Annotated in this window: 22 protein-coding genes; 15 read left to right on the top strand and 7 right to left on the bottom strand. The window is 33.3% G+C overall.

What is annotated here, in order from left to right:
• Positions 1-47: 47 nt before the first annotated feature.
• Together DUZ96_RS09330 and fsa are read left to right on the top strand one after the other, a co-directional pair.
• Positions 48-452 (top strand): hypothetical protein, encoded by a 405-nt coding sequence (locus tag DUZ96_RS09330; protein ID WP_114301666.1) that lies wholly within the window; start codon positions 48-50, stop codon positions 450-452.
• Between the two features lie 117 nt (positions 453-569).
• A complete protein-coding gene (gene fsa / locus DUZ96_RS09325) occupies positions 570-1,223 on the top strand; it encodes a fructose-6-phosphate aldolase (RefSeq protein ID WP_114301665.1) in 654 nt (217 codons plus the stop codon).
• Positions 1,224-1,254: 31 nt separating this feature from the next.
• On the opposite strand, the gene DUZ96_RS09320 is transcribed toward fsa, so the two are convergent.
• Complete coding sequence (locus DUZ96_RS09320; protein ID WP_114301664.1) at positions 1,255-2,715, bottom strand: hypothetical protein; 1,461 nt, start codon at positions 2,713-2,715, stop codon at positions 1,255-1,257.
• Positions 2,716-2,848: 133 nt separating this feature from the next.
• Here DUZ96_RS09320 and DUZ96_RS09315 point away from each other — a divergent pair, with 133 nt between their 5' ends.
• Entirely contained in the window at positions 2,849-4,474 is a 1,626-nt protein-coding gene (locus DUZ96_RS09315) for an ABC-F family ATP-binding cassette domain-containing protein (protein WP_114301663.1), read from the top strand.
• Between the two features lie 18 nt (positions 4,475-4,492).
• Here DUZ96_RS09315 and DUZ96_RS09310 read toward each other — a convergent pair whose 3' ends face one another.
• Positions 4,493-4,735 (bottom strand): putative signal transducing protein, encoded by a 243-nt coding sequence (locus DUZ96_RS09310; RefSeq protein WP_114301662.1) that lies wholly within the window; start codon positions 4,733-4,735, stop codon positions 4,493-4,495.
• A 64-nt stretch (positions 4,736-4,799) separates the two neighbouring features.
• Positions 4,800-5,519, bottom strand: coding sequence for a hypothetical protein (locus tag DUZ96_RS09305; RefSeq protein ID WP_114301661.1), 720 nt, complete (start codon positions 5,517-5,519; stop codon positions 4,800-4,802).
• Between the two features lie 273 nt (positions 5,520-5,792).
• Here DUZ96_RS09305 and katG point away from each other — a divergent pair, with 273 nt between their 5' ends.
• Positions 5,793-7,994, top strand: coding sequence for a catalase/peroxidase HPI (gene katG, locus DUZ96_RS09300; RefSeq protein ID WP_114301765.1), 2,202 nt, complete (start codon positions 5,793-5,795; stop codon positions 7,992-7,994).
• 76 nt (positions 7,995-8,070) lie between these two features.
• Complete coding sequence (locus DUZ96_RS09295; protein WP_114301660.1) at positions 8,071-8,544, top strand: ankyrin repeat domain-containing protein; 474 nt, start codon at positions 8,071-8,073, stop codon at positions 8,542-8,544.
• Here the strand turns inward: DUZ96_RS09295 and nhaC are convergent.
• Both nhaC and DUZ96_RS09285 read right to left on the bottom strand, forming a co-directional pair.
• Entirely contained in the window at positions 8,541-10,034 is a 1,494-nt protein-coding gene (gene nhaC, locus DUZ96_RS09290; protein ID WP_114301659.1) for a Na+/H+ antiporter NhaC, read from the bottom strand. The genes DUZ96_RS09295 and nhaC overlap by 4 nt on opposite strands.
• A 350-nt stretch (positions 10,035-10,384) precedes the next feature.
• Complete coding sequence (locus DUZ96_RS09285) at positions 10,385-11,599, bottom strand: aminotransferase class I/II-fold pyridoxal phosphate-dependent enzyme (protein ID WP_114301658.1); 1,215 nt, start codon at positions 11,597-11,599, stop codon at positions 10,385-10,387.
• A gap of 161 nt (positions 11,600-11,760) precedes the next feature.
• Between DUZ96_RS09285 and DUZ96_RS09280 the strand changes: the two genes are divergently transcribed.
• The 5 genes from DUZ96_RS09280 to DUZ96_RS09250 all read left to right on the top strand — a co-directional run bounded on the left by DUZ96_RS09280 (position 11,761) and on the right by DUZ96_RS09250 (position 16,403).
• Positions 11,761-12,216, top strand: coding sequence for an Lrp/AsnC family transcriptional regulator (locus DUZ96_RS09280; protein ID WP_114301657.1), 456 nt, complete (start codon positions 11,761-11,763; stop codon positions 12,214-12,216).
• A gap of 66 nt (positions 12,217-12,282) precedes the next feature.
• Positions 12,283-13,083, top strand: a complete 801-nt coding sequence (locus DUZ96_RS09275; protein WP_181855260.1) for a DUF481 domain-containing protein — start codon at positions 12,283-12,285, stop codon at positions 13,081-13,083.
• Positions 13,084-13,513: 430 nt separating this feature from the next.
• Positions 13,514-14,284, top strand: coding sequence for a LuxR C-terminal-related transcriptional regulator (locus DUZ96_RS09260; protein ID WP_114301653.1), 771 nt, complete (start codon positions 13,514-13,516; stop codon positions 14,282-14,284).
• 235 nt (positions 14,285-14,519) lie between these two features.
• Positions 14,520-15,920: a dihydrolipoyl dehydrogenase gene (gene lpdA / locus DUZ96_RS09255; RefSeq protein WP_114301652.1), complete on the top strand. Its 1,401-nt coding sequence runs from the start codon at positions 14,520-14,522 to the stop codon at positions 15,918-15,920.
• 78 nt (positions 15,921-15,998) lie between these two features.
• Entirely contained in the window at positions 15,999-16,403 is a 405-nt protein-coding gene (locus DUZ96_RS09250; RefSeq protein ID WP_114301651.1) for a DUF2721 domain-containing protein, read from the top strand.
• A 4-nt stretch (positions 16,404-16,407) separates the two neighbouring features.
• On the opposite strand, the gene DUZ96_RS09245 is transcribed toward DUZ96_RS09250, so the two are convergent.
• Positions 16,408-17,763, bottom strand: coding sequence for a DEAD/DEAH box helicase (locus DUZ96_RS09245; protein WP_114301650.1), 1,356 nt, complete (start codon positions 17,761-17,763; stop codon positions 16,408-16,410).
• A gap of 127 nt (positions 17,764-17,890) precedes the next feature.
• On the opposite strand from DUZ96_RS09245, the gene DUZ96_RS09240 reads away from it, so the two are divergent.
• On the top strand, positions 17,891-19,183 hold the full coding sequence (locus tag DUZ96_RS09240; protein ID WP_114301649.1) for an anthranilate synthase component I family protein: 1,293 nt from the start codon (positions 17,891-17,893) through the stop codon (positions 19,181-19,183).
• A gap of 7 nt (positions 19,184-19,190) precedes the next feature.
• Here the strand turns inward: DUZ96_RS09240 and DUZ96_RS09235 are convergent, their stop codons facing one another.
• A complete protein-coding gene (locus DUZ96_RS09235) occupies positions 19,191-19,880 on the bottom strand; it encodes a hypothetical protein (protein ID WP_114301648.1) in 690 nt (229 codons plus the stop codon).
• A 117-nt stretch (positions 19,881-19,997) separates the two neighbouring features.
• On the opposite strand from DUZ96_RS09235, the gene tilS reads away from it, so the two are divergent.
• From tilS to DUZ96_RS09215, 4 genes are all read left to right on the top strand, one after another.
• Positions 19,998-21,314 carry a tRNA lysidine(34) synthetase TilS gene (gene tilS, locus DUZ96_RS09230; RefSeq protein ID WP_114301647.1) on the top strand — a complete coding sequence of 439 codons (1,317 nt, stop codon included), beginning with the start codon at positions 19,998-20,000 and terminating at the stop codon, positions 21,312-21,314.
• Positions 21,311-22,933 (top strand): adenine deaminase, encoded by a 1,623-nt coding sequence (gene ade, locus DUZ96_RS09225; protein ID WP_114301646.1) that lies wholly within the window; start codon positions 21,311-21,313, stop codon positions 22,931-22,933. Before tilS ends, ade begins: the two co-directional genes overlap by 4 nt.
• A 66-nt stretch (positions 22,934-22,999) precedes the next feature.
• On the top strand, positions 23,000-24,883 hold the full coding sequence (locus DUZ96_RS09220) for a CocE/NonD family hydrolase (RefSeq protein ID WP_114301645.1): 1,884 nt from the start codon (positions 23,000-23,002) through the stop codon (positions 24,881-24,883).
• Between the two features lie 10 nt (positions 24,884-24,893).
• Positions 24,894-25,853 (top strand): YheT family hydrolase, encoded by a 960-nt coding sequence (locus DUZ96_RS09215; protein WP_114301644.1) that lies wholly within the window; start codon positions 24,894-24,896, stop codon positions 25,851-25,853.
• The last annotated feature ends 10 nt before the right edge of the window (positions 25,854-25,863 follow it).

Genomic DNA, 25,863 nt, shown 5'->3' with positions numbered 1-25,863 from the left:
TTAAGAATGGTATGCTGTTTGATAACAATATATTCAAATTAGCTATCATGAAAATTCACAAAATTTTATTACTGCTTTTCATTCCAATTATATTTTTTAGTTGTGAAGACGTATTTGATTGTATAATTCCTAGAGAACCGGAATTGGAAAATAGAATATTCCCTGTAGGCGCAACAGAAACCTATTATTATGTTGAAATTAAGGCGGAAATAAACAACGAACCTCGAGACCAAGACTACGACTATTATTTTGATGTTAGCGGATTGCCTTTAGGTATGGATTATTTTGTAAACTTCAGAACTATTAGTATTGAAGGAACGCCAGCAGAAGTTGGGACATTTGATGTTACTATATTTGTTGATGTTGATGGTCCGTTTAGGGATGATGGTGCAGACGATTTATTATGTAACTATTCGACTTCAAAAACCTATACTTTAATTATTGAAGAATAACTATACATTGCTTTTAGTAAGTTGTTAATATATTTTAATTAATTATCCCATATTAAACTACCTATAAGTTGTAAATTCGCGACAACTTTAAACTTCAACAACTCAAATTAATTAAGCATGAAATTTTTTATCGATACTGCAAATCTAGACCAAATTAAAGAAGCTCAAGATATGGGTATACTTGATGGTGTTACTACAAATCCATCGTTAATGGCAAAGGAAGGTATCACTGGTACAAATAATATTTTGAAGCACTATGTAGATATTTGTAATATCGTAGACGGAGATGTTTCAGCTGAGGTAATATCAACAGATTTTGAAGGTATGGTAAGGGAAGGTGAGGCACTTGCTGAATTGCATGATCAGATTGTAATTAAACTTCCTATGATAAAAGATGGGATAAAGGCATGTAAGTATTTTTCAGATAAAGGGATAAAAACAAATGTAACTTTAGTATTCTCACCTGGTCAAGCTCTTTTAGCAGCTAAAGCAGGAGCAACATATGTGTCACCGTTTATTGGAAGATTAGATGATATTTCTACTGATGGTCTCAATTTAATAGCAGAAATCCGCCATATATATGATAATTATGCTTTTGATACAGAAATACTTGCAGCTTCTGTTAGACATACTATGCATGTTATTGATTGTGCTAAATTAGGCGCAGATGTTATGACCGGACCGTTAAGTTCTATCGTTGGGTTGCTAAAACACCCATTAACAGATATTGGCTTAGAGAAATTTTTAGCAGATTATAAAAAAGGAAATTAGAATTTCTTCTAAAAAACATTTACAAGACACCTTATTTAATAAGGTGTTTTTTTTGTAGTAATTCTTCTAACTTTTCTGAGAAGTCAGATTTGAAAATATTGACATTAGGATGAAGTATAATTCCATTTTCATCAACAATGATTGCTTTGTTCAAGTAGTTTACAGCCAATATTTTTTTTGCCTTATTGGAGTCTTTAAACTTGTATTCACTCGTTGTTGAAAAATCGTAATTACTAATTATTTTCTTCCAATACTTATCGTCGTTATCGTTTACATTAATAGAAACAAAATCCACATAATCAAACGCTTTTTTTAAGGAGTTCACTTTGTAATGACTGTTTCTGTATTGAGCTTTGGAGTTAGAAGACCAAAAATAGATTATTGTTGGTTTTGTAATAATAGAGTTTAATGAGTATTCTTTGTCATCATAACTTACAATTTCTAGACTTGGTAATGTGTTTCCTTGTCGTAGTAATTTCAAAGATGCCACTAAATCTATCATATCGGATTTATCTTCCTCATTAGTGCTCCTACTTAAATAATAATCTAGTAATTCATTAGCTTCATCTTCCGTGTGATTATGACTAATATAATTCCTCGCTTTATATTTTAGTAGGTTATTCTTTATTGTTTCGTCTGCAATTATACTGTCAATTAGGTCTAATTTAGACTTGTTGTATTCCATTGAATGTCTATCAAATTTACTATGGAAATCATTGTGCTCGTAGAAAGAACTAATTGCTAAATTATCAATATGAGAAAACAAAAATCTGTTGTAAGAAAAGAATCTACTTAAATGATTGGCATTATAATCAATGTTACTTCTATGAGCATAAAATTTTTCCGGTAAATCCTTTACATGGATTAATTTGTTGTTACCAAAATATGCAAAAGGGTAAATCTCCTTGTCAGCATAATTGTTGTAATTTATGTTTGCTTCAAGAATAGATTGAAAAAAGTCAGATTGTTTATTCTGTTCAAGAAATTTATGAAGCTGATTTAAATGACGCTGTCTACGCTCTTCAATAAAAGAGTGAAATTCCTCTGGTTCCATTTTAGAATATTCAACTAACTTGCCTGCTTCTCTTTCATTAGAGAGGTAAGTTTTAATTAAATAATTATTCTTTTTGGCTCCCTTTCCTGTAAAAACTAACGACTCGTCAAAGTCATAAGTGTTTAATCTAAACATTACACTATCATTAGGTTCTAACAAAACAAGTTGATATTCTCCACCATGAGTTATTGAATATAAACCTGTATGTAGATTCTTAAAGTTGTGTTTGAATCTATTATTGACATCCAATTTAAATGAATCAACAACTTTACCGTGAGTATTATAAAGTATAACATTGTTGTTCTTAGGATTTACAATCTCACCACCTAAAAAGGCTACATCACCTTCGGAAGCACTCTCAGATTTGCACCCGAATGTAATTGCTAATAGTCCTACAAAAAGACCGAAAAATCGTATTAAAATAAGTGTTTTAGTCATTATTAGTCAAGCAAAAATATGTGTTGAAGCATTCATCTGTTGTTAATAGCTCGTTAAATCTTGTTATAGTTTGTGAATATTTCGTCTAGTAGCTTTTATTTTCTACTTTTGTCGCGAATTTAAAAAGCATAAAATGTTATCAGTTTCTAATTTATCAGTTCAGTTTGGTAAGCGCGTATTATTTGATGAGGTAAATACAACATTTAATAGTGGTAATTGTTACGGAATTATTGGCGCTAATGGTGCTGGGAAGTCTACTTTTTTAAAAATTTTGTCAGGTAATATGGATCCTACATCAGGTCATGTTCATATGGAACCTGGTAAGCGTATGTCAGTACTTGAGCAAAATCATAATAAGCATGATGAGGATACAGTTTTAGAAACAGTTTTAAAAGGAAATAAACCCCTTTATGAATTAAAGACACAAATTGATGCTTTATATGCTGACTACACTGATGAGAATGCGGAAAAGATTGGTGAGTTACAAGTACAATTTGAAGAAATGAATGGGTGGAATGCAGATAGTGATGGAGCTGCATTATTATCTAATTTGGGTATCAAGGAAGAATTACATTATATTTTAATGGGTGATTTAGACGGTAAGCAAAAAGTACGTGTACTTTTAGCCCAAGCACTTTTTGGCAATCCTGATGTACTAATAATGGATGAGCCGACAAATGACCTGGATTATGAGACTATTACTTGGTTAGAGAACTTTTTAGCCAATTATGATAATTGTGTGATTGTTGTATCTCACGACAGGCACTTTTTAGATGCAGTATGTACGCATATTTCAGATATAGATTTTGGAAAGATTAATCATTATTCTGGTAACTACACATTTTGGTATCAATCGTCTCAGTTAGCAGCTAAACAGCGTGCCCAGCAGAATAAGAAGGCAGAAGAAAAGAAAAAAGAGCTTGAAGAATTTATTCGTCGTTTCTCTGCAAATGTAGCAAAGTCTAAACAGGCTACAAGTAGAAAAAAAATGATTGATAAGTTGAATATTTCAGACATCAAACCATCGAGCCGGCGTTATCCTGCCATTATTTTTGAGCGTGAGCGCGAAGCTGGTGATCAAATTTTAAATATCGAAGGATTATCGGCAAGTATTGATGGTGAGCTTTTATTTAAGGGTGTTGATATTAATTTAGCAAAAGGTGATAAAGTAGTTGTATATTCAAAGGATTCTAGAGCTACCACGGCATTTTACCAAATTATAAATGGTAAAGAAAAAGCCGATTGCGGCAAATTTGCTTGGGGAGTCACTACTGCACAATCATATTTGCCATTAGACAATAGTGAATACTTTACTAATAAGTTGACCTTGGTAGATTGGTTACGCCAATGGGCGACCACAGAAGAGGAACGAGAGGAAGTTTATATAAGAGGTTTCTTAGGTAAAATGATATTTAGTGGTGAAGAAGCATTGAAAACAGCAGATGTATTATCCGGTGGTGAAAAGGTGCGTTGTATGCTCAGCAGAATGATGATGATTCGTGCAAATGTATTGATGTTAGATGAACCTACCAACCACTTAGATTTAGAGAGTATTACAGCATTCAACAATTCATTGAAGAATTTTAAAGGCACAGTTTTATTGACCACACATGATCATGAGTTTGCTCAAACCGTTGGTAATAGGATAATTGAGCTTACGCCAAATGGAGTCATTGATAGACACATGACGTTTGACGAATATATGAGTGATAAAAAAATTAAAGAGCAACGTGATAAAATGTACGCTCAAACTGTCTAGAAAAAAGATTTTAAAAAATTAAGCCGAAGTTTCCATTTCAGCCTTTACTTTCTCTATAATAGAATTGGCTTTTTCTAATTCGTCATTGTGGACAAATACCTCCTGAAAACCTTGATTTAATGAGGCATATCCAGCTAGACGCTGAGATTCTCCTTCATCCTTAATGATAGGTATTATCTCTTCCTTTTCTAATGCGTCTTTAACTCTAGTTACTAAAATAAAATTACCGTTATATATTTTGGTGTATTCTGATGCGCTCATAATAAGTGGTATTAGTATTATACCTATAAGTTACGAAATTTTCTAGAATGTTACATGATAATTATCAGGCATTAAAATATTTGCTATTCCAAATAGCTGTATTAAAGTTCTTACCTGCAGCAAAACCATAATATATAACAACTGCGGCGATAGACTTAAAAATAAAAAAGAATATCATACCGGCTTGAGTAGAGTTTGGCTTGTTGGAAAAAACACCTTCAGGGAATAATCCTGTTGCAATTAAACTTACAAGTAAAGTTGCTATAATTAAATTCCCAAAACTCTTGTAAGGCCACATCAATATTTTCCTAAACGGATTTAAATCATTTCCCCATTTATGGATAAGGTAGTAATAGCCATTACCAATAGGGGCAAAGAGTAATGGGTCATCAGCGTTTTCTAATTTAAAAAGTTTAGAGGGTGCAATTATTTTGAATCCATTTAATTTGGTATTATGTTTCTTCTCTAGTGATTTTATTTTCAAAATCGCCTCGTAAGGCAATTCACCTTTAAAGTATTTAGAATCAAGAAAGCGTAATCTGTAGTTAATGCAAATCTCTTTAATCTGTTCTAACTGATAAATACGTTCTGTTTCGAGAAGATCAAAAACAAAATCATTGTTATTAGCATCATTACTTTTAGAAAGTGTTTCTAAAACCAGATCATCTTTATGGTTATCAACAGCTAGTAGTTTATGAACAGCTTGCAGAATATCCTGTTCGTTTGTTTGTTTGTTTTTTAAATATTGCAGTCTCTCCTCAATATTTGTCTTTTTAATTAACATAAGCGCAATTTTTTTATAAAAATAACATGCAAAGCGACAAAGCGCAAGTCTTTAACAATAGTGTTTAAGATTTTGATTGTAAACGTAGTGGAATAAGGTTAATGCTTAAACAAAACAAAGCAAATTGCTATTGTTTAAAACAATTCTAAATAATAAAACGATAGATAAGGGCTATTGTAAAATAAGAATTAAAAATCTTCAAAATTAAATACGCGGTTTTGATTGGTTATATTTACCTTGAACTAAATGCATTTAAATAAAAAAAGTAAAACAATGAATCACGCACAAGGAGATCCAAGTAATTGCCCTTTTTTAGCTGGAAATCAACAAGAAGCCGCAGGTAGTGGAACCAAGAATAGAGATTGGTGGCCTAACGAACTTAAATTAAATATTTTGAGACAACATGCGGAAAGAAATAATCCTTATGGACAGGATTTTAATTATGCTGAAGCATTCCAAAGTATTGATTATGATGAATTAAAGAAGGACCTTGCCATTCTAATGACGGATTCTCAAGATTGGTGGCCTGCTGATTATGGTCATTACGGTGGATTAATGATTCGCATGGCATGGCACAGTGCAGGAACATATAGAGTAGGAGATGGCCGCGGAGGCGCAGGAACAGGAAATCAGAGATTTGCGCCAATCAATAGTTGGCCAGATAACGGTAACCTAGATAAGGCACGATTATTACTATGGCCTGTAAAACAAAAGTATGGTAGCAAACTGTCATGGGCCGATCTTATGATTTTAGCAGGTAATGTGGCTTTAGAATCTATGGGATTCCCAACTTTTGGTTTTTCAGGTGGTCGTGAAGATATCTATGAACCAGAACAAGATGTATATTGGGGTAGTGAAACAGAATGGGGTGAAAATGCAACACGTTATGATGGTGAAAAGGATCCTACAAAAAGAGATTTAGAAGATCCATTAGCAGCTGTAATGATGGGATGGATATATGTAAATCCGGAAGGACCAGACGGAAATCCAGACCCATTGGCTTCTGCCCATGATATAAGAGTTACATTTGGTCGTATGGCAATGAATGATGAGGAAACTGTAGCACTAGTTGCAGGTGGTCACACCTTTGGTAAGGCGCACGGAGCTGCTGATCCTGGCCAATATGTTGGTGTAGAACCACATGGTGCAACTATAGCAGAAATGAGTACAGGTTGGAAAAATACCTACAAAAGCGGTGTTTTAGAAGATGCAATAACATCTGGAATAGAAGGTGCATGGACACCAAATCCAACAACTTGGGATGCTGATTATTTCGATGTGTTATTAAACTATGATTGGGAACTTACAAAAAGTCCAGCAGGTGCACATCAGTGGACACCCACTGCAGAATCTCAAGCACGTATGGCACCAAAAGCTGGTGGAGAAGGTCAACAAGCATTGATGATGACTACGGCCGATATAGCATTAAAAACGGATGCTACTTATCTTAAGATTTCAAAACGGTTCCATAAAGACCATAAAGCCTTTGAAGATGCTTTTGCAAGAGCTTGGTTTAAATTAACTCACCGTGACATGGGACCTAAGGCTAGATACGTTGGCCCAGAGGTGCCAGCTGAAGAATTAATTTGGCAAGACCCAATCCCACAAGTAAATTATAACTTAAATGATGTAAATATCACTTCATTAAAGAAAATGATTTTAGCATCAGGTTTAACTGTCTCTGAAATGGTTAAAACAGCATGGGCATCTGCTTCAACATATAGGGATTCAGATAAGCGTGGTGGTGCTAATGGTGCACGTATTGCCTTAGAACCTCAAAGAAGCTGGAAGGTCAATAACCCTCCTGAATTGAGCAAAGTATTAAATGTGTATCGTGGTATTCAAGCCGAATTCAATGGTGATGTGTCACTTGCAGATTTAATTGTGTTAGCTGGTAATGCAGGAATCGAGGAAGCAGCAAGAAATGCTGGTCATGATATCACAGTTCCATTCACGCCAGGACGAGGAGATGCCTCTCAGGAGATGACAGATATTGAACAGTTTAATTATCTTAAACCAGTAGGTGACGGTTTTAGAAATTATCAAAACTCAAATGCAGATGTTAAAGCTGAGGACTTATTGGTAGACAAAGCCAACCTTTTAACCTTGACAATTCCAGAAATGACTGTATTAGTGGGTGGAATGCGTGTTTTGGGAACTAATTTCGACAATTCTGAGTTTGGTGTATTTACAGATAATGTTGGTAGTCTTTCTAACGATTTCTTTAAGAACATTCTGGATATGACAAACACGTGGAGTGAGACATCTGAAGATGAAACATATTTCGAAGGTCGTGATAGACGTACTGGAGCTGTTAAGTTTAAGGGTACAAGAGCAGATTTAATTTTTGGTTCTAATACAGAACTTAGAGCAATTTGTGAAGTTTATGCATCGAGCGATGCAGAAACTAAGTTTGTTCAGGATTTTGTTGGCGCGTGGACAAAAGTGATGAATTTAGATCGTTTCGATATATAATGTTATTGATTAGTAGTAAATTAAAATCAAAGGAATGCGCATTGGTTGTGTATTCCTTTTTTAATCATTACTAACTATGAATGCTCATGAATTGTTTTTTCAAACTATACAAACGGGTAATGTTGAATATTTAAGAGCACAACTACTCAATAATCCACATTTAGTTAATAGTGAGGATGCTCGAGGTTTTACACCTCTAATTTTTGCAACTTATTTTGATAAGAAAGACATCGCAAAAGTTTTACTAGAGCATAAGGCTAATGTCGATGGTAGAGATGCGACAGGTAATACGGCATTAATAGGTGTGAGTTTTAAGGGAAATCTAAAACTAATTGAGCTTTTGCTAAATAATGGTGCCAATATAGATGCTCAAAACAATAAAGGTACTACTGCTCTAAGTTTTGCGACGCAATATAACCAAGTTGAGGTTGTTAAATTATTGATTGCTCGTGATGCAGATATCACCATAATAGACCAAGATAATAAGATTGCATTAGACCATGCAAAAGAGAAAGAACTCAATGAAATTATTTCTTTACTCGAAAATTAAGTCGTCTGCCTTAGTTGCTTTATTTTAATTTGAAAAGCAGCGAACAATAGAGTCATAATTGGACTTATGATACTAAAAAACGCATAGGGTATGTATGCTGTGGCACCAGCATATCCAAACAATACTTTAGAATGGTATGCACCACAAGTATTCCATGGTATTAGAACTGATGTTACTGTACCAGCATCTTCTAGTGTTCTGCTTAAATTTTCAGGAGCTAATCCTCTATCTTTATAGGCTTTCTTAAACATCTTGCCTGGGACAACAAGAGCTAAGTATTGATCTGAAGCCGTTAAATTTAATGCTAAACAACTCGCTACTGTGCTTGCAAATAATCCAAATACTGAGGTCGCCATTTTCAATAGGGCATCAGTAATTTTTGAAAGCGCTCCAATAGCATCCATTACACCTCCAAATACCATTGCACATACAATCAACCAAATTGTACCTAACATACCCTTCATTCCACCTGAGGTAAAAAGATCATTTAACTCTGCACTTGATGTTGTTACTGCTGTATCAACGGTGAGGGCATTCATTACTCCTTTGTAAGCTGATTGGAAGCTTAAGGATTCAGCCCCAGCTATAGTTATAATTATCTCTGGCTGGGCAATAATCGCAGTTATACCACCTAAAAGTGCTCCAATTAGTAATGCAATAAGTGGAGGTGTCTTTTTGATAATCATTAATATAACAATCACTGGCACAATGAACAACCATGGACTTATGTTAAAGGCGCCAACGATTGCAGTTAATTTATCGGCAATTTGCGGTGTACCTGAAGTATCTAGATTTAAACCGATAATAACGAATATGACCAAAGTAAGCACAATTGTAGGAATCGTTGTGTAAGCCATATATTTTATATGACTAAATAATTCACCACCAGCCATTGCAGGAGCTAAATTAGTCGTGTCACTTAAAGGTGACATTTTATCGCCAAAATAAGCCCCAGATAATACTGCACCTGCTGTCATTCCCATAGATATACCTAATGTTTCTCCAATACCCACTAATGCAATACCTACAGTTGCGGATGTGGTCCAGCTACTACCGGTTGCTATTGATATAATAGCGCAAATCACAACACATGCTGCTAAAAATATTGTGGGATTTAGAATCTGCAGGCCATAATAAATCATTGACGGTATAATGCCGCTTACTAGCCAAGTACCTGCTAATGCACCCACCATTAATAAAATTAAAAGTGCACCAGTTGTAGATTTTACATTTTCCGCAACCTCTTCTAGCATACGTTTATACTTTACTTTATTTAAAAAACCAACAATTGCGGCTACTGCAGCACCCATTAAAAGAATAAACTGATTACTACCACTAAGAGCATCATCACCATAAACATAGATATTATAGGCCAACATACCAATCAGTGCAATTACAGGAACTAGTGCTTCCCATATGCTTAATCTGGTATTTTGAATCACTCTCTGATCTTTAATATTTAATTCGGAAATATTTTTATCGTCTTGCATTTATTAATTCTTTATCAGCGTAATGTTACGATAATCTCCATGTTATAGCAAATAATCGATATTTAATTTAGAAAATCTAAAGATTTTATGCAATACATATAAAAATTCCCACAATAGGTAACTAACTAGGTATTTGTAAAGTAATTAAAATCCTGAATTATGGGACATTTAAATTGTTTATTAGTCCGTTTTAGAATAAAGATAATACTCGTTGCCTGCATTTAATATGAAATGTCAAACTTGTTAAACATTATGAATCTTTGTTCGCTGAATAATAATTTCATTCACTAGGATTATAAATGTCCTTAAACCAAAAGAGCAGATTATTAGATTAATTTGCTCTTTTTTGTTTAGACTATTTCTTCTTTTAGAATTTTCAATCTTACCATACACTCTTTCATTTTATTAAAGGTACGTTGAATATCTGCATCCAATCCTATAGAAAAGCGTATCAGTCCGTCACTTAAGCCCATTTCTTCCTGCTCATCTTCAGGAATTTCAGACGATGTAGATGTGCCAGGAGCACTAAAAAGTGTTTTGTAAAAACCTAAGCTAACAGCTAAATAACCTAAATTCTCTTTTTGCATCATTTCCATTAATGCGTTAGCTTTATCTAAAGAGCCAACATCTATTGTAAGCATTCCTCCAAATCCGTATGATTCATTCATCATTGATTTGAATAAATTATGGGAAGGATGAGATTTTAGACCTGGATATACTGTTTTAAGGCTAATTTTTTCGAATTCATTCGCAAGAAACATCGCATTTTTACTATGCTGACGCATTCTTATATGCAAGGTTCTTAAGTTCTTCAGTACTGATGCAGATCTTAAACTGTCCATTGTAGAACCTAATAGCATTGCAGCACCATCATTTACATTTCTTAGTTGGTCAATAAGTTCTTGTGAGCCACATACAACGCCACCAACAGTATCCGATGATCCATTAATAAATTTTGTTAGACTATGAATTATAATATCTGCACCTAATTTTGCTGGAGAAATAGAAAGCGGAGAGAAAGTGTTGTCTACAACAAGTTTAAGATTGTGCTTTTTTGCAATTTTTGCCAAACCGGAAATATCGGCAACTTCTAAGAGTGGATTACTGACAGATTCACAGTATAAGATTTTTGTTTTATTTGTAATAGATGCTTCAACAACATCCAGCTTCGTGATGTCAATAAATGTTGTATTTATACCTAAGCGAGGAGCGAAGTTCTTCAAAAAAGCATAAGTACCACCATATATAGTTCGGCTACTTACAATGTGATCTCCAGACCCGCAAAGTTGAAATAATACAGGAGTTATTGCACCCATCCCGGAGGCAGTTACGGTTGCTGTTTCCGTGCCTTCCATTGCCGCTAACGCTTCACCTAAATACAGGTTTGAAGGAGAGGAGTGTCTTGAGTATAAGTAACAACCATCAGCGTTACCTTCAAATGTGTCAAACATTGTTTTGGCTGATAAAAAAGTATAGGTAGATGAATCTGAAATTGAAGGGTTAACACCACCAAATTCACCAAAATATTGAAGATCTTGAATATTGTTTGCAGGTTTGAAATGCATAATAATATAATTTTATTATTACAAAATTCTATAAATAAAGATATAAAAACAATAATTATACATATATATAGATAATTATTATAAAAAATTACATTTATATAATAAATATTTCATTATTTTTATGACTAATATTAGTTTTACTGAAAATTTATCCTTTTACAATGTTTGACGAAATAGATAGAAAGCTTTTAGCATTACTTCAAAATGATAGCAAACAGACCAACAAGGCGCTTTCAATAAAATTAGGGTTATCCGTAACGGCTGTTTACGAACGTGTCAAAAAACTTGAGTCAAGTGGTGTTATTAGCAATTATGTAGCTTTAGTTAATAAAAAGAAAGTCAATAAGGGGTTTATGGCCTTTTGCCATGTAAAACTTGTACAGCATTCGCAAGACTTTGTTGTAAAGTTTGAAAGAGAGGTTGCGAAATTAGAGGAAGTGTTAGAATGTTACCACATAAGTGGAGATTATGATTACCTCTTAAAGGTTTTAGTGCAGGATATGGAGGCATTTAGAGAATTCATGGTCAAGAAGTTAACAAGAATTGACCATATTGGAAGTACTCATAGCATGTTTATGATAAGTGAAGTAAAACATACTACTACCATAACACTTTAGTTATGAATTCAAAAACATAAAGGCTGATTGAATAACTCTCATATAAATAAAATTAACAACAAGGTATTGAAAACAAGGAAATCAAGACCATCAATTATGCCCAAATATATTCTAGGTATACTAATCAACCTTATTGTTTATGATATCCAAGGGCAGGTAAATATTGAATCCCAACGTATGCAATTGGATTCTGTAAGATTCGCATTTCGCGGTGATGTCCTGTTTAATTACTCCAATACCAATGGTGATTACCTATTTCAGATAAGACCAAGTTTAACCACTTCTTTTAAATCAAAAGATTTGAGGAAAATCTTTTTCGTTATGGGTAATTATAATTTGATACGAAGTAAGGATGTGGATTTCCAAAATTCTTGGTTTTTTCATATCAGATACAATCAAAAACTAAGTCAAGTATTTAGATTAGAGGGTTTTATTCAAAACCAGAATAATGAATTGTTTACCATCAATTCAAGGAATTTGATGGGTGCAGGAATCCGTCTGAAGTTTATAGATTCTAAGGTTTTTAATGGTTATTTTGGTAATTCGTATATGTATGAAATCGAAAAGGTGGATATCCTTGATGAAACCTATTATAGGCACCGCCATAATAGTTATTTATCACTTACTTTCAACCTTAAGAATAAGGATGACAAGCCAGTTTTGGAATTAACTAATACGACCTATTTCCAACCTTTATATTCAGATTTTGGAAATCATAGGATATTACAGGAGTTAAGAGCTGATATGCCTTTGAATTCCTATTTAAGCCTTTCTGCCCAATTTGACTATTTGCTCAATAGTTTTGCTCCAACTGGTGAGCAAGATAGCTCAGCTTATTTGAGTTTTGGACTATCCGTTAATTTTTGATTTTGATGATAGATTTATCAAAAACAACTATATCATTTCTTTAATTAATTGTAGAGGTATTACAATTACCATTAACTACAAACTACATTTTTTTAAAATCCTCAAAAGGATGGGCGTAATTGCAGTTGTTCTTTTTTTTGTTTTTTCTGGATATAATTTAGATCAAGTTAATCAATGATAATGGAGAAAAGAACCCTTATTAATTGTTCAAATTTACTTTTGTCTAATTTATTTTTGAAAGATTCTATCGTCCTTTTTCTAACCTTTGTTCGAGGATTGTTATTTGCAAATACTTATTATAAGACTATATTAATCCACATATCTATAAAGCAAGTGATATATTGTGGTTTTTTATTTACAGAAGGTATGGAAACAATGCTTGAGTTTCCTATTTTAATTTAGTTAAATTTACCGTAAATAATTATTAATTATGGATTTCAATAATGTAAAGGGCTTTTATCAGACCATATTTAAGTCGTACGATAAACCATCCCTTGAAACTCATATAAAGAAAATCATAGAATTAGATAAGTATTTACCATACAGTTCTACTTTTTTCTGTGTTACAAATACGCAAACATTGAGTTTTGAGTATGTAAGTAAAAATTATAATTCGTGTCTAGGTCTTAAACCTGAGGAACTGCTCGAGAAAGGTATGCGCTATTTTTGGAGTAGAATTCACCCTGAGGACCTTGAAAATTGGTTGAAAGCTTTAAACCAATTAATGGAATTCACTCTAGGGAATATTAAAATAAAGGACAGACAAAATGCTAATTATACCTGGAATTACAGATTTAAAAATGCCGACGGTATTTATGTAAATATAGTACAAAACACAACACCATTAGCTTTTGATAGCCAAGAAAAACCAATTATTGGATTGGCTCATTATACGGTTTTAGATCCAGGTATTAAATTAGAAATTTCTGCATCAGCTAAATTGTTAAATGATAAGCAGGAGTATGAAACAATCTATTTTAATACGTATTCTCAAAAATTATTAAATGGAGGAATTAGTAATAGAGAGAGAGATGTAATAAGACTGTTAATTCAAAATTATAGCAGTAAAGAGATTTCAGCAAAATTAAATATTAGCCCGCATACAGTTGATACGCACAGACGGAATATTCTTAAAAAACTAAATATATCATCCACAGGAGAATTAATAGGAATGTTAAAAACAAATCAAAATATTATTTAGTATTAAAAATACTCAATTTGAGTATTGTAAGATTGTATTCTTTGTAAGATATTTACATGGCTATTAATTAATTCTTAGGGGAATTTTAAAAGGTGTCATTGAATTTATTCATTTGGCACTTTTTTAATGGATTTACTTGAACCATTGTATCTTAAAAATAGCAATACTTCTTGCCTTAAATTTTAATCTAAATTGTACTTTTGTAATTCTTTTACAAACAGATAATAATTTTTTTATGAAATCATACGATGTTGCAGTTATAGGTTCAGGTCCAGGAGGATATGTTGCCGCAATCCGTTGTGCGCAATTAGGAATGAAAACTGCTCTTATTGAAAAATATTCAACTTTAGGTGGTACATGTTTAAACGTTGGTTGTATCCCAAGTAAGGCTTTATTAAGTTCTTCCCATCATTATGAAGAGGCAACAAAACATTTTGAAGAGCATGGTATTGAAATTCCAGGCGATGTGAAGGTTAATCTTGAGAAGATGATCGCTCGTAAACAAGCTGTTGTTGATCAGACAACTGGAGGGATAGATTTTTTAATGAAAAAGAATAATATAGATGTATTTGAGGGTCTTGGTTCATTTATAGATACAACTCATATTAAGATAGATGGTAAAGATACTGGTGAGATTGAGGCTAAAAAAATAATTATTGCAACTGGCAGTAAGCCAAGTAATTTGCCATTTATAGAATTAGATAAGGAAAGAATAATCACCTCTACAGAAGCGCTTAAACTTAAAGAGATACCTAAACATATGATTATTATAGGAGGTGGTGTTATTGGTTTAGAATTAGGACAAGTCTATTATAGACTTGGTGCAGAAGTAACCGTAATTGAATATATGGACAGAATTTTACCAACGATGGATGCAGGTTTATCCAAAGAACTAAATAAGGTCTTTAAAAAGGCTAAATGCAAAATGATGATGTCTCATAAGGTACAGTCTGTAGAGAGAAAAGGAGATGATGTAGTTGTAAAGGCAGAAAATAAAAAAGGTGAAGTTGTAGAGTTTACGGGTGATTATTGCTTAGTATCTGTAGGTCGTAGACCATATACTGATGGATTAAATGCTGAATTCGCAGGTGTTAAGATTAATGAGCGTGGACAAATAGAGGTTAATGAATATTTACAGACTTCTGCATCTAATATTTATGCTATCGGTGATGTAGTTAGAGGTGCTATGTTAGCCCATAAGGCAGAAGAAGAAGGAGTGTTTGTTGCCGAAACAATAGCTGGTCAAAAACCGCACATAGATTATAATCTAATTCCAGGCGTGGTTTACACATGGCCAGAAGTAGCAGCGGTGGGCAAGACAGAAGAGGAATTGAAAGCTGAAAGCATTGAATACAAAGTTGGTCAGTTTCCATTTAGAGCTTTAGGAAGGGCTAGAGCGAGTGGAGATATTGATGGATTCGTCAAAATACTCGCAGATAAGTCTACAGACGAAGTATTAGGTGTACATATGATTGGTGCTCGATGTGCGGATTTAATCGCTGAGGCTGTAACGGCAATGGAGTTTAGGGCTTCAGCAGAAGATATATCTAGATATTCGCATGCTCATCCTACTTTTGCAGAAGCAATAAAGGAGGCTGCTTTGGCGGCTACGGATAATAGAGCATTGCATGTTTAAAGTTAATAACAATTTTAACATATGTTAATTTAATCTAAGAAGGAAAAGTATTTTATGATATAAATTGACTATTGAACAATGGAAGAACTAACTCTAACCACACCTGCATTATTATTTTCTGCAATTTCGTTAATTATGTTAGCTTACACTAACAGATTTTTAGCTTATGCCGCAGTAATAAGAGACTTAAGTGAAAGGTATAGAGAAAAGGCGGAAGATTCTTTAATTAGACAAATAAAAAATTTAAAGTTGCGACTTCAATTAACACGTTGGATGCAAATTTTTGGGATTGCAAGTTTACTTCTTTGTGTATTAACTATGTTTTTAATTTATATCGATTTGCACATTGTTGCTGTTTGGATATTTGGTGTAGCTTTAATGTTGTTAATCTTGTCTTTAGCTTTTCTGATATGGGAAATACAGATATCATCAAGAGCTTTAAATCACCACTTAGGAAATATTGAAGAGCGATTAAAAAACTAAATTTTTATTTTCTACGCTTTTTCTTTTTGTTGTAGTTTTTATCGCCTCTAGTTTTCGGTTTTTTATATTTCTTGGTCATTTCACGTCGGTACGAACCTCCAAGATTAACCTTTTTGTTCTTTTCCTTTTTCTCATGGAATGCTGGGCCAGGAGCATCTTCATCACGTCGCTTAATAGGGTTGTAATGTTCTTTAATTTGAGGACGTTCTTCCTCGATTAAATCAGTAGAAATTTCAATGGTTTCGGGGAGATTTTCTAATTCTATATCCATCTTCATAAGAGATTGAATAGCTTCACGATACAAAATCTCTTTTTCAGTTGTCAATAAAATAGAAATACCTTGTTTCTCAGCTCTACCAGTTCTACCAATTCTATGCATGTAGTTCTCTGGGTATTCTGGTGTGTCAAAATTTATGACATGTGTTATATTATCAATGTCTAAACCTCTTGCCATTACATCTGTAGCAATTAGTATGCGATGTTCTCCTTCGCTAAATTGCTCAATACTGCGTAATCTGTAGTTTTGTGTTTTATTAGAGTGGATAACGCAACATTGAGAGGGAAATAAATTTTCTAAGGCATCAAATAAACGATCTGCCATACGTTTAAAAGCCACAAAGATTAAAACCCTAGAGTATGTTTGGTCATCGTTCAATAATTTCTCCAGTAGATTGACTTTAGTATAATAATTAGGTATGTTATAGCTTAGTTGCTTTATGTTGTCTAAAGGTGTACCAGAAACTGCAATTTGTACTTTTTGAGGATTAATAAAAAAGTTTTTAATCAAATCATCTACATACTTAGTCATTGTAGCAGAAAACATAATGTTTTGTCTGCGTTCTGGAAGAATATCAAAAATATTCATCAATTGATGTCTAAAGCCAAGGTCTAGCATTACATCAACTTCATCAATTACCAGTTTCTGAATAGATTTTAATTGCAATACTCTGCTGACAGCTAAATCGTAAAGTCTTCCAGGTGTAGCGACAATAATATCTAATCCTTCTGCTACGGCTTGTTTCTGGGTGTTGATATTTGTGCCACCATAAACACCTAATACACGGTTATTTATGTATTTGGAGAGTTTTTCAATTTCATTTACCACCTGAACAACCAGCTCTCGAGTTGGTACTAAAACCAATACCCTTGGATTATCTTGCTTAGAAAATTTAAGATTTCTCAATATTGGTAACATATAGGCAAAAGTTTTACCTGTACCTGTTTGTGCAATACCAACAACATCCTTACCAGATGCTACAACACTGAATGCTTCAGATTGAATTGGAGTAGGATGTTCAAATCTTAAATCATCTAAAGCATTGTATAATGGCGTATTAAGATTTAAATCTCTAAATGTCACACTTACTATTTTGGCACAAAGCTACTATTAAAATATTTGTTAGTTTAAAGTATAAGTTGCTATTTCTTTAAAAACTGAAGAATTTAAAAAGTATTCTCATTATTTTTACAGTCATTAAATTCTACTATTGCGAACTAAGGTTTTTCATCACGTATCAAATCCTCAACAATTTAAACAAAAACTGCTTTTTTGGAGCCAGCGCTACGACGAAATAGTTTGGTTAAATTCTAATAATTACGCAGGTAATTACGACGACTATGATGCGGTTTTAGCTGTTGATGCATTTACAAGTATTAAAACAGATTTTATAAATGCTTTTGGCGATCTAAAAGACTATCAGGCCTCAACAAACGATTGGATATTTGGTTATTTAACTTATGATTTGAAAAATTCTATCGAAAATCTTAAATCTAATAATTTTGATGGATTAGGATTTTCTGACTTGTATTTTTTTCAACCAAAGAAATTGTTTTTGCTTAAAGGTGAAGAGGTGGAAATTCAGTATTTGAAAATGGTTGATGATGAGCTGAAGGAGGATTTAATAAATATTGATGAAATAGAATTCAATGGGCAAACTCATTCGGAAGAACCTGTTAAAATAAAACTGAGGATACATAAGGATGAATACTTTGACAAGGTAGGTGAGATGCTGGGTCACATTCAACGAGGCGATATTTATGAAGCAAATTTTTGCCAAGAATTTTATTCTGAGAACTGCAGAATTAACCCTTTAGAAACCTTCAATAAATTAAATAACATTTCAAAGCCACCTTTTGCGACTTTTCTAAAGATTGAAGACAAATATTTAATGTCTGCTACGCCTGAGCGCTATATTAAAAAGGATGGTTGTAAAGTGATATCCCAACCAATTAAAGGTACAGAGAAACGTTCTGATAACAAAAAAGAAGATCAGCAGTTAGCTCTAGAACTCAGCAATGATGAAAAGGAGCGAAGTGAAAATATAATGATCGTTGATTTGGTTCGAAATGATTTGTCTCATACAGCAAAACGAGGAACTGTTAAGGTAGAAGAGCTATGCAAAGTGTACACTTTTATGCAGGTTCATCAAATGATCTCAACTATTACTTCTGAAGTAGATGAAGATATTTCACCTATTGAAATATTAAAAACAACCTTCCCTATGGGAAGCATGACAGGTGCTCCCAAAATTTCCGCAATGAAAATTATTGAAGAATTAGAGGAAACAAAACGAGGTTTGTACTCTGGTTCTGTTGGTTATTTTAAACCAAATGGAGATTTTGACTTTAATGTAATTATAAGAAGCATATTGTATAATGCTACAAAAAAATACATATCATATTCTGTTGGTAGTGCAATTACGGCAAAGAGCAATCCGCTAAAAGAGTATGAAGAATGCTTGGTAAAAGCAAAAGCAATGAGGCAAGTATTAGAAAGTTGACATAAAGCTATTCTAAGTGACTTCTAAAGCTCTTTTTAACCTTATCGAATATTGATTCTACACGAACTGCGGTTATTTGTTTAATTTTCGCAATATCACTAAAATCTAAATTACCGAAAATATATAAATCCACAATATTAGAAATGTTGATTGGTAACCAACTGTAGAATCTACCAAATACTTTAGGTGATTCGCTAGGTGAGAGATCTTCTAGTTCAAATGCTCTAAGCATAGAGGCTTCTTTATCTTCGTATAGGTATAGGTGATTACTGTGGTCTTGATTATAAGAAATATCACTGAGTTCTGTATTCAAAATTAAATCGAGATCAGCATCAACTGTAAAATCTTCACCTAATCTTGAAAGTTCATCATCAAGTATTGTGTTGGTACTTATGGTTTTTTTATGATACGCTTCTTTTTTAAACAACTCATTCATATAATTGTCTACTAATTTGAAGAGTTCGAGCTTTACAGCCATACGTTCAGCTTCGATGTTAAATCCATTAGTATAAAGCTCTATAATAGATTCATCTATAATACCATTAGATGAATACATATTTTTTGGTAAAATACCTGTAGTTTCAGCAATATAGATTCTGTGCTTAACATAAGGATGTAAATGTGGCACTGCAGACAAGACCTTTTTATCAAAAGCAGTCTGAGCAGATTTTGATGATAATTTTTTAAATGTACTCATGACCTTGATTTTTAATATTTATTAAAGCTATTACTAATCAATTTTAAATACTATGACAATTGTCATTTTACAGTAGATTAAAATTGTTAGACCTCCTCAATATTGTATATTTACAACATGCAATTGGCCTTTAATGAATACACGAAAAAGCACTTAGATTTTCTGTTAAAATCTAGGATTATTGTTGCGGTTTCTGGAGGAGTTGATAGTGTGGTATTGGCACATCTTTGTCATCAATTAAATCTTGATATTGCCCTAGCACATTGCAATTTTAACCTAAGGGGTAAAGAAAGTGATGCTGATGAAGATTTCGTAATTGAACTAGCAGACCAATTGAATGTTGAAGTGTTTGTTCAAAATTTTGATACAAATGCCTACGCAGAAAAAAATAAAACCTCCATTCAAATGGCAGCAAGAGAATTGCGTTACGATTGGTTTTATGATTTGGCAGAGCAATTGAAATTCGATTATATTCTCACCGCACATCACGCTGATGATAACCTAGAGACTTTTCTAATAAATTTTACCAGAGGTACAGGTTTAAAAGGACTAAAGGGTATTCCTGTTGTTAACGGTAATGTTGTAAGACCATTTCTAAGTTTTTCAAGAGATTCAATTGAAGCTTTTGCAAGAGAAAACAAAATCAAATGGAGAGAAGATAGTAGTAATTCATCAAGAAAGTACTTAAGGAATAAATTAAGGCATGAAGTGGTTCCTATTTTAAAGGAAATTAACCCGCAGTTATTAGAAAGTTTTCAAGTTACTCTAGAGAATCTCAATGATACTGCAGATATTGTGGAAGAAAGTTTAAACGCTGTAGCTAAAAGAGCTATTGTAGATATAAATGAAGATTACATAGCCTATAAAATTTCTGAGTTTAAGAAAGTAAATAATTCAAAGGCCTATTTATTTGAAATGTTCAAGGATTATGGCTTTACAGAATGGAATGATGTTGTTGGCCTACTAGATGCTGAAACAGGAAAGTACGTATCTTCAAATACCCATAGGTTAACAAAACACAGAGAATTTCTAATTCTTACAGGTGCAGACCAAGCCAATAACGATACAAAACTCTTGAATGTTTCTGAAGTTGATACATCAAGAGAAACTCCAATAGGTTTATTGTCATTTGAAGATATCCAATCCTCTCAAGATAATACTCAATCAATAATCTGTATTGATAAGTCTAAATTGAGTTTTCCCTTAATTATTAGACCTTGGCGAAAAGGTGATGTTTTTTATCCATTAGGAATGAAGGGAAAGAAAAAGGTGAGTAAATATTTAAAGGATGAAAAATTAACACCATTGCAAAAACAGAATACTTGGGTGATAGAAACTGAAGATAAAATTGTTTGGTTAATTGGGATGAGGGCAGATGATAGATTCAAAATCACTGATACATCATCTGATTTTTTTAAAATTGAATTACATTGATTCTAAGAGGTAATATAGTAGATATTTTGAATAGACGAATTTTCAAGGGTGAGATTACTATTGAAAATGGTAAAATATCTAGTGTTGTAGAAAATGATTGCTCAGAAGAACATTTTATTTTACCGGGCTTTATCGATGCACATATTCATATAGAGAGTTCTATGCTTATGCCATCTGAGTTTGCCAAGGTGGCCGTTAAACATGGTACCGTTGCTACAGTTTCTGACCCTCACGAAATTGCAAACGTGTTAGGTGTTAAAGGCGTGGAGTTTATGATTGAAAATGGCAAGCAAACACCCTTTAAGTTCAATTTTGGAGCACCGTCTTGTGTGCCTGCAACAAGCTTTGAATCTGCAGGTGCAATAATTGATTCTAATGGAATAAAGCAATTATTGGCTAACCCAGATATCAAATATCTGGCAGAAATGATGAATTATCCAGGAGTGTTATTTGACGATAAAGAAGTTCTTAATAAAATAGAATGGGCAAAACACTTCAATAAACCAATTGATGGCCATGCACCAGGATTAAGAGGTGAAGATCTAGACAAATATATAAGTGCAGGTATAAATACTGATCACGAATGTTTTACTTACAAAGAAGGCTTAGAGAAACTTCAAAAAGGTATGAAAGTTCTCATTAGGGAGGGAAGTGCGGCTAAAAATTTCAATGCCCTTGTTAATCTTATAGATGATCATTATGAAAATATGATGTTCTGTAGTGATGACAAACATCCTGATGACTTATTGCTAGGTCATATCAACCAACATTGTGCTAGGGCTGTAGCAAATGGTAAGGATGTATTTAAAGTGCTCCAAATGGCTTGTATTAATCCAATTAAGCATTATAACCTCAATGTTGGTATGTTGAGAGTTGGAGACTATGCTGATTGTGTCATTTTAAAAGATATGCAGGAGTTTAAAACACTTCAAACCTATATTAATGGTGAGTTAGTATACGATAATGGTGTCTCGAATATAAAAGATGTACAATTTGAGAATTTGAATAATTTCAATACTAATGAGAAGAATCCATCAGATTTCAGAATGGAATCAAGTACTGAAAAAATAAGGGTTATTGAATGTCTAGATGGTGAATTGATTACAAATGAAGTTATTGAAAGCTCAACAATTATAAATGGTAACTTAGTTTCTAATACCAAAACTGATATTCTAAAAGTTGTTGTAGTAAATCGTTATAAAGATGAAAAACCAGCCATTGGATTTATAAAAAACTTCGGATTAAAAGAAGGAGCTATTGCATCTTCGGTTGGTCATGACTCGCATAATATTATTTGCGTTGGTGTCTCGGACAAATCAATTTGCGAGGCTGTTAATCTCATTATTAAAGAAAAGGGTGGTATATGTGCCATTTCGAATAAGAATAGCAAAGTAATGCCATTACCTGTGGCAGGTATAATTAGCGATAAAGATGCTAGAACTATTGGCAAACAATATCATGAATTAGATTTGATGGCCAAGTCAATGGGAAGTAAATTAAATGCACCATACATGAGCTTGTCCTTTATGGCCCTTTTAGTTATACCATCACTGAAGCTATCCGATAAAGGACTTTTTAATGGCTCTGATTTTAACTTTACATCATTAGAGGTCTCTTAACATTTTCTTGTAATAATTATATATCCTAACAATTATCTTTAGCTATTCAAAAAAACCAACCTTGATATGTTTAAAAGAATACTCCCAATTGCTGCACTCGCATTTACTTTAATTAGTTGTAACAACGTAAAAAAATCAGTTACTGTTGGCAATGTAAAAGTTGAGATAGAAACTAGCTACGCCAGAGACAATTACACCAAAAAAGAGGTTGCGATAGAAATGCGAGATGGCATTAAACTGCACACTACTATCTATGCACCAAAAGACACATCAAAAACTTATCCTATTTTAATGATGAGGACACCTTATAGCTGCAGACCATACGGTGAAGATGTATACAAGACCAATTTAGGACCTAACAAATATCTAATGGAAGAGGGTAATATCATGGTATATCAAGATGTAAGAGGTCGTTGGAATAGTGAGGGTGTTTACGATAATATGAGAGCATATATTCCAAATAAAATAGGAAATCAAACTGATGAAGCTAGCGATACCTATGATACGATTGAATGGCTAATTAATAATGTCGAAAATAATAATGGTAAAGTCGGTACATATGGAATTTCATATCCCGGATTTTATGCGACATACTCCTTATTAGATGCGCACCCAGCGCTTAAAGCGGTTTCGCCACAAGCATGTATTGGAGATTTCTTCTTTGATGATTTTTATCACAATGGCGCATATTTGTTGAGCTATTGGAGAGCAACTTCTGTTTTTGGCTATATGAAAGAAGAACCAACAACTGAATCTTGGTATGAGTTTCCAGATATTGGTACAGACGACCAGTACCAATTTTTCTTAGACAATATGCCTCTAAGTAAATTAGATAAGTATTACGATGAGGATAATGTATTTATGGAGCAATTAAAGACCCATGTAACTTACGATGAGTTTTGGCAGAGTAGGGGTATCATTCAGCATTTAAAAGACATTAAACCAGCAACAATGATTGTAGGCGGTCAGTTTGATGCCGAAGATTTATACGGACCTTATAATACTTACGCGAGTATTGAAAAAAACAGTGATAACTATAACACTTTGGTTTTCGGACCATGGAGTCATGGCGATTGGGCAAGAACAAAAGAACGTCAGGTCATTGGTAATATTCACTTCGGTGATAATATTTCGGATTACTTCCAAAAAAATATCGAAACAAAGTTCTTTAACCATTTCTTAAAAGGTGATGCTAATGGTCAAACAGGTTTAGCAGAGGCACATATGTTTGATACTGGCAAAAAAGAATGGGTAAGTTTTGATTCTTGGCCACCAGCAAATGCGGAAAAGCAGAACTATTTTATGCAAGCTGGTGAACGATTAACGCAACAAGCAACAAGAAATGTTGCAACTTCTGACTTTATTAGCGATCCAAAAAAACCAGTGCCATATTCTGAAGATGTAAAAGTGGTATTTACGCCGCGTAAGTTTATGACAGATGATCAACGATTTGCATCAAGACGACCAGACGTGCTAACCTTTGAAACCGAGGTTTTAGAAGCTGATATGACCCTTGCTGGAGATATATTGACCAAACTTAATGTTTCTACTACCGGAACCGCAGCGGATTGGATTGTTAAGGTAATCGATGTTTTCCCTGCTGATACCGAAAATACAAAAGATGTACAAGATCACTTAAAGCTCAGCAATTACCATATGTTGGTGAGAAGCGAAACGTTACGTGGCCGTTTTAGAAATAGTATGACTAATCCGGAACCATTCGTTCCTAATCAAAAAACTGCTATTAATTTAGAATTGCAAGATGTGTTTCACACCTTTAAAAAAGGTCATAAAATTCAGGTACAGGTTCAAAGTACGTTCTTTCCATATATTGATGCTAATCCTCAAACCTATGTAGATAATATTTTTGAAGCGAAGGAAGAGGATTTCAAAGCACAAACACACAAGGTGTACAATGATTCTTCAATAGAATTCACAGTATTAAAATAAGGAAAATAGAATGCCTGTTTTAGAGTCAGAATACAAACCACCATTTTGGGCAAAGAAAAGCTTTGTGTCTACTGTTTTTTCTGGTTTGGTGAGACAAGTAAAGGGTTTAGAGCAAAACAGGGAACGCCTGGAGCTAGAAGATGGTGACTTCATTGATTTGGATTGGAGTTATGCAAACAAACCGTCTCATAGGGTAATAATCTTATTACATGGTTTAGAGGGTCATGCGCAACGACCGTATGTTACAGGTCCAGCAAAACTATTTAATGATAACGGAGTTGATGCTTGCGCCGTGAATTTCCGTGGTTGCAGTGGCGAGACAAATAGATTGTTTAGAAGTTACCATTCTGGTGCGACCGAAGATCTAGAAGCTGTAATTAGTCATATTTTAGAAAAGGATATTTATAAAGAGGTCTATATAAATGGGATAAGTCTAGGTGCTAATATGGTACTCAAATATGCTGGAGAACGAGATGAAATTCCAAAAGAATTAAAAGCAATTATTGCGGTTTCAGCACCTTGTAGTTTAAAAGGGTCTTGTGATGAATTACTTAGTTTAAGGAATAAGCATTACGCGATTAGGTTTTTAGATCACTTAAAGAAAAAGTTAAAACCAAAATTAAGTCAATACCCTGAAAAAATGAGTATTACAGATTTTAATTCAATTAAAAGTTTAATAGATTTTGATCATGTATACACATCTAAAGCGCATGGTTTTTTAGATGCTTATGATTATTATGATAAAGCAAGTAGTCTTCAATTTTTACCAAATATCAAAGTACCTTCATTAATTATTAATGCACTAAACGACTCTTTTCTTTCGGCTTCCTGTTATCCTGTAAAGGAAGCCAAGAATAATCCTAATTTATTTTTAGAAATGCCCAAGTATGGTGGGCATGTTGGGTTTATTGATAAGAACAATATTTACTACAACGAGAATAGAGCGTTGGAGTTTGTAAATCAACTTTAATTTGTAGATT

Origin of the sequence: Winogradskyella sp. KYW1333, from assembly GCF_003335675.1 — a bacterium.
Classification (GTDB): domain Bacteria; phylum Bacteroidota; class Bacteroidia; order Flavobacteriales; family Flavobacteriaceae; genus Winogradskyella.
Note: the sequence above shows the minus strand (reverse complement) of the source record. Positions and strands in the feature narration are given on the sequence as shown.